Below are 5,374 nucleotides of genomic sequence, written 5' to 3'. Positions count from 1 at the left end.
GCTTTCTCATGGATCTGTCCTGGCGGCGCATCTCACCGATCTGCCGCTTCTCTCGGACCATCCTTGATCGCGGTAGTAGGGATGTGAGGCTTCAGCCGTGGACGACGGCTGCTCCACGGGGCGACGGGCATCCTCAGTGGATCTTCCTGTTGCCTGTCTGGCCGCTCCCGCATCGTGAACGCCATCGGCCTCCAGCTCACTCCGGCCCGTCTGGCGTGATCCCGCGCCGGTCACGGGCTGATGATCCTCTCCTTCGGTGCGGGTGGCCGCCGTCGTCCGGGCACTGTCCGGGGCGTGCCTATGGTGGAGCGGTGAGTGAGCGAGGGGTCTTCGACGCGGCAGCGCTGCTGACAGCGGTCGAGCAGGCGGCACCCGCCGACGCCGTGGACGCGCTCGTGACACGCCTCCAGGGCGATCTGGGAGCGCTCGGAGCATCGTTCCTGATCGCCGACTATTCCAGCGATGTCCTCGCCCGGTTCTCCACGGCGCGCGGCGGGGAGACGGCCATGGAGCGGGTGCCGGTGCACGGCACGCCCCAGGGCCAGGTGCTGCGCTCCCAGCGCCCGACGCTGAACCGCGGTGACGGGCAGATGATCATCATCGCGCCGGTCACCGCTCGCGGTGAGGCGATCGGCGTCATCGAGGTCGTCTTCGCCACGACCGACGGGGGCGTTGATGCGCCACCTGCTGGAACCTCCGCCGCGGATCACCTCGGCCATCTGACGGCCGAGATCTCGCAGGCCGCGCACCTGTTCGCGTACACGGTCGTGCTGAACCGGCGCTACACCGACCTGTTCGAGCGGGGACAGCGTACGGTACCCCTCGAACTCGCGGCCGAGATCCAACGCCGGCTCCTGCCGGACTCGTTCACCTGCGAAAGCGCGCAGGCGACGATCGCCGGCTGGATGGAGCCGTCGGCCGCCGTCGCGGGAGACACCTTCGACTACTCCTTCGGACGGGCCGACCTGTACCTGTCGCTCACCGACGCGATGGGCCACGGACTGGCCGCCGCCATCCTGGCCACCCTGACGGTCAACGGTCTGCGTAACGTCCGCCGGGAACCAGGCCCGCGTGGTCTGGCGGCGATGGCCGACCGTGTGAACACCATGATGGTCGAGCACTCCAACCTGGAGCAGTTCGTCACCGGCCTGCTGTTCCACATCGACCTGCCGACCGGCGCACTGCGCGCCGTCAACGCCGGCCACATCCCCTTCTACCTGCTGCGGGATGACATGGTGGAGCAGGTCAGCTGGCCGCCGGACCTCGCGTTCGGCATGTTCCCGGAGCACGCCTACACTGTCCGTCACCTTCAGCTGCGCTCAGGGGACCGTCTGCTGTTCGTCACCGACGGCATGGTCGACCGCAACGCGGCACGGATCGACCTGCCCACGCAGCTGGCGACAAACAGGCAGCTGCATCCCCGGGAACTCGTCCAGCAGCTGACCGGACGCGTCCTCGACGCCTGCGGCGGCGACTTGCAGGACGACGCGACGGTGATGTGCCTGGACTGGCACCAGCGCAGTGGACCACAGCGCCAGGCCGACAGCGGAGCGGACATCGGCCACGCCTCCGCCCCCGAAAAGTGACAGCGTCGTCCCGCCCGCGGCGATCCTCGCCCGGCTCACCGGCGATGCCGGGCGGGCCCGCGCGCTGGCGGCCGCGCGCATCGTCGCCAGCCGAGCCGGACACACCCGCCTGCCGTAACGGGCCACCCGACCCGAACGAGAGGGCGAGGTCTACACGGAACTGCTGCCGCCACGTGTGGTCGTTCGACGACATCATCGACCCGGTCACGCCGGACGCGCTGGCCGCTGTGCGGACGGGCAACCCGTGACGACGTCGCGGATCTACCTCGACAAGCAGACACCGTCGGTATTCAAGGCCCTGCGGGCCACGGCCGCCGAGGTGCGAGCGCGCGCCGCCGAGGCAGGGCTGTCCCGCATCACGCTGGAGCTGGTCAGCCTGCGGGTCTCGCAGATCAACGGGTGCGCCTACTGCCTGGACCTGCACACCCACCTGGCGTTGCGGGCCGGGGAAACCACCCAGCGCCTTAACGCTGGGAGGAGGAGACCTCCAACGACCAGCTCAAGACCCACCTACGCGGCCCCGGCAGGATCCTGCGCTCCCGGCTGCCCGACCTGGCCGTCCAGGAGATGTGGGCCTGGCTGACCGTGCAGTACGCGCTCACCGCCCTGATCGCCCAGGCAGCCGAGGCCGCCGACGTCGACCCCGAACGGGTCGGCTTCGCCCGGACCCTGCGCCTGGTCCGCCGTTCCGCCACCGGGACGGCGGACATTCCCCCCTGAGGACTGGAAAGCCCAGCTACCTCGGTTCCACGCCGAGATCACCCGCCGGCTCAGCCCACCCCGGCGCCACCGCACCTGCCCCCGCGTCGTCAAACGCGCCCGACACAACAGCTACCGCGTCAAGAAACCCGACGAGCCCGCCTCGACCCGTCATGACGGTCCCGCCACGATCCGGCTCCACCCACTCGCCCCGCGCGCCGCGCGATCGACAAGCATCAAGATCGACGCAAGCTGAACGGCGTTGACCCAAGACCCGATCCGGAAAGATCCTCCGCGGGACAATGTGTGGGATTGCGCTTGGCAAGGACGAGCCTGTACCGGCGACAATCGAGGACTTATCAGTCCTCGATGCGCCCAGGCCGATCCTGTCGCGGCGACAACAGTAGCCGAAGCTACAACTGTAATCAGGCAAGGGCCCCGCCGGGAGCGTAAAAAGAACGGCTCCGGCGCTCGGCGGCGAGGGTGGCCGGTGGAAGCTGACTGCTCAGCTAACGGACCTGGACGGGGAACCTGGCGTCCAGGGGTCGGGCGTGTACGCGGAGCCGGTGTCGCGTCGCCACTGCATCCACCGCTGGAGTTCGGCCAGCGACGTGAAGCCGCTTGCGGCGTAGTGGGCGTGCGCATCGTCCGTCACCAACGTGAACTGCGAAATGCCGCGCAACAGCCGATGGTGGAGCAGCCCGCAGACCAGCCAGCGCCCAATTCCTTTACCGCGATGGTCCGCATCGACGTAGACGTCGTCGATAAATCCGACAGCCACCCGGTCGGTCACGCAACGGGCGACTCCCCGCTGCCGACCAGCCGGATCGTAGACGCCCACGGTGAGGGAATGGTCAAGCGAGGTGTTCACAGCCTCCTGGCTACGGCCGCGCGACCAGGCGGTCTCCAGCGACAACCACTTCCACACCTGATGACGGTCCAGGAGGCCGGGATCGTCCGACAGCCTCCACTCCTCAGCCTCCAACAGCTGCCAGGGCGGGTTCACCGGATCATCCAAAGAAGTGATCATATTTTTCATTATATCGCTGGTCTCCAATCAAAGATCAGCCTTCGAAAGGTCCCGCGTCCCGGCGAGCGCGACATATACGGCCGTGTTGCCACCGCTGATCGACTCAACCTAACAAAGCACTACTAGGTCAGAGGGTGTAGGCGTACACCTGCAGGTGGAACATGTAGCCGGCGGCGGCATGGCCCCAGCCTGGGTTTCCGGGGCAGACGCCGTTCGGGTCATAGCCGTCGAAGTAGAGCGAGCTGCACCTGTAGCAGAACCGCCAGTCGGTCTGGAAGCCGCTCGGAACCGGGTTGCGGTCGTGGAGGAGAAGGTACTGGGGCCCGGTCGCCAGGTGGGTGGAGCCGCCGCGGCCGGCGCATACGCCGGGGAAGTCGTGGTAGTAGAGGACGCTGCAGTACTGGCACATCTGCCAGTCGCTCTGCTGGTACTCCGTCTCGCCAGCATGGTGGTCAGTGCTGTTGGTGAAGGGCACTCCGAAGGTCCAGCCCTGAACCCTGTGCGAGAAGCCCGCGGGGCATCGGTTCTGGACCGGCGAAGGGTACCGGACCAGGCCGTGGCACCTGTTGCAGAAACGCCAGTCAGTCTGCCACGTCCCCGACGCCGCGGCGGGTGTGGCAAGCATGGCGGTGGCGGTGGCGGTGGCAGTCGCCAGGCCCAGCCCGGCTGCCAGGATGCCCCGCCGTGAGACGGCGGCCGACGGTTCGTTCATGGTCATCGTGCGTCACCTTCGAGTTCGTGCACGCTCAGGCGTGCCTGTGGTGACCGCATCATGCGCGGCGCGGCCGCCGCCGCGTATCCGTGCTGGTACTGAACCCGGGCCGCCCGCCCGGTCAGGATGGCGACAGCACAGCGCGCTTCTCGGTCCCACCCGGCCCGCGGCCGGCAGCCGCGCCCCGCGGGCGGGCGGGATCCGGGCGCGTTGGTGCGAGGGTCAGGATGGGTCGGGGCCGGTGGCGAGGACCTCGGCGGGGGTGATGGAGGGAAGGTCGTGGGCGGCACCGACCGGGGCAGGTGATCCGGCCGGCGTGGGTGTTGTGGTCGCGGGCCAGCGCCGGGCCGCGGCGCAGGGGCAGACCTGGGTACGACCCTTGCCGAGCGGTCCGGGGGGCCGAACCGCTCGGCAAGCCGGGCTGTGGTCCGCGAACGCCGCGACCAGCGCGCGTTCGAGCGTGTCGCGCGCGGATGGCTCCGGACTTCGCCGGGCGAGTTCGCTACGCCGGTAGAAGGCGTGTTCGGAACAGCTCGAGGACCTGGTCGAGTGCCGCCCGTGTCGGCTGGCCGGGCTCGTCGATGAGGTGCTCGGTGACGACGGAATGCGGCTTCATCCTGGCCTCGGGGCTGGCGCTGCTGTCGTCGAGTTCGATGGCGACGAAGGCGTCGCCCAGCCGCTCCCGCAGGAACTGGAAGCGCTCAGCCGGTGAGAGGCTGTCGCCCCGGAAGCGCAGGCCGAGCACCCGCAGGCCCTCCGCCGCGCACCGTCCCCTGACCACGTCGAGGTCGGCGGCGGAACAGTCGATGGCCCTCTTTCTGGCCTTGGTGAAGGGAAACGGCAGGGACGGCTCCGCCAGCACTGGAGCGATCAGGCTGGGGTGCGTCGCCATCGCCAGCGCGAACCCGCCGGTGAAGCACATGCCAATGGCGCCGACACCGGGCCCGCCGCAGCGCGCGTGCTCGTCCGCGGCGAGGGCACGCAGCCACGAGACCACAGGTGATGTGCGGCTCGTCGCCCAGACGGTGAACTCCCGGCTGACGCAGGCTGGAACAGCCGACGACAGCCCGTACCGCAACGTGCCCAGCCTGCCGGCGGCGAGCGGGTCCTTGCCGGGGACGCCGAACAGGTGCGGCATCACCGCGGTGCAGCCGATGTCGATGACCCGGCGGGCGAACGTGGCCACCTTCGGCGTGATACCCGGCAGCTCCGCGATCACGATCACGGCCGGGCCCGTGCCGGCTCGGTACACCGTCCGGGTCCTGCCGTCGTGGGTGAAGTCCTTCATCTCGAAATCGGCGAGACTGTCGTCGGCCATGGCGGACAGTCAAGCAGAACGTTCATGCT

General features: G+C 69.0%; 6 protein-coding genes. 3 read left to right on the top strand and 3 right to left on the bottom strand.

Annotation, left to right across the window (positions count from 1 at the left end; translation table 11 throughout):
* The first annotated feature begins 311 nt into the window (after positions 1 to 311).
* The 3 genes from AC5LUJ_RS07955 to AC5LUJ_RS07945 all read left to right on the top strand — a co-directional run bounded on the left by AC5LUJ_RS07955 (position 312) and on the right by AC5LUJ_RS07945 (position 2,306).
* Positions 312 to 1,586: a PP2C family protein-serine/threonine phosphatase gene (locus AC5LUJ_RS07955; RefSeq protein ID WP_493464712.1), complete on the top strand. Its 1,275-nt coding sequence runs from the start codon at positions 312 to 314 to the stop codon at positions 1,584 to 1,586.
* Between the two features lie 244 nt (positions 1,587 to 1,830).
* Positions 1,831 to 2,169, top strand: a complete 339-nt coding sequence (locus AC5LUJ_RS07950) for a carboxymuconolactone decarboxylase family protein (RefSeq protein ID WP_250291083.1) — start codon at positions 1,831 to 1,833, stop codon at positions 2,167 to 2,169.
* Complete coding sequence (locus AC5LUJ_RS07945; RefSeq protein ID WP_493464711.1) at positions 2,154 to 2,306, top strand: hypothetical protein; 153 nt, start codon at positions 2,154 to 2,156, stop codon at positions 2,304 to 2,306. Before AC5LUJ_RS07950 ends, AC5LUJ_RS07945 begins: the two co-directional genes overlap by 16 nt.
* A gap of 484 nt (positions 2,307 to 2,790) precedes the next feature.
* Here the strand turns inward: AC5LUJ_RS07945 and AC5LUJ_RS07940 are convergent, their stop codons facing one another.
* From AC5LUJ_RS07940 to AC5LUJ_RS07930, 3 genes are all read right to left on the bottom strand, one after another.
* Positions 2,791 to 3,342 carry a GNAT family N-acetyltransferase gene (locus AC5LUJ_RS07940; protein WP_250291084.1) on the bottom strand — a complete coding sequence of 184 codons (552 nt, stop codon included), beginning with the start codon at positions 3,340 to 3,342 and terminating at the stop codon, positions 2,791 to 2,793.
* A gap of 100 nt (positions 3,343 to 3,442) precedes the next feature.
* The gene (locus AC5LUJ_RS07935; protein ID WP_493464710.1) at positions 3,443 to 4,033 is read right to left on the bottom strand and encodes a hypothetical protein; all 591 of its coding nucleotides are present in this window, start codon (positions 4,031 to 4,033) and stop codon (positions 3,443 to 3,445) included.
* Between the two features lie 496 nt (positions 4,034 to 4,529).
* Entirely contained in the window at positions 4,530 to 5,345 is an 816-nt protein-coding gene (locus tag AC5LUJ_RS07930) for a dienelactone hydrolase family protein (protein WP_493464709.1), read from the bottom strand.
* Between the last annotated feature and the right edge of the window lie 29 nt (positions 5,346 to 5,374).

It is taken from the genome of Protofrankia sp. CiP1_Cm_nod3 (assembly GCF_982290655.1).
This window is presented reverse-complemented; position numbering and strand designations above follow the sequence as displayed.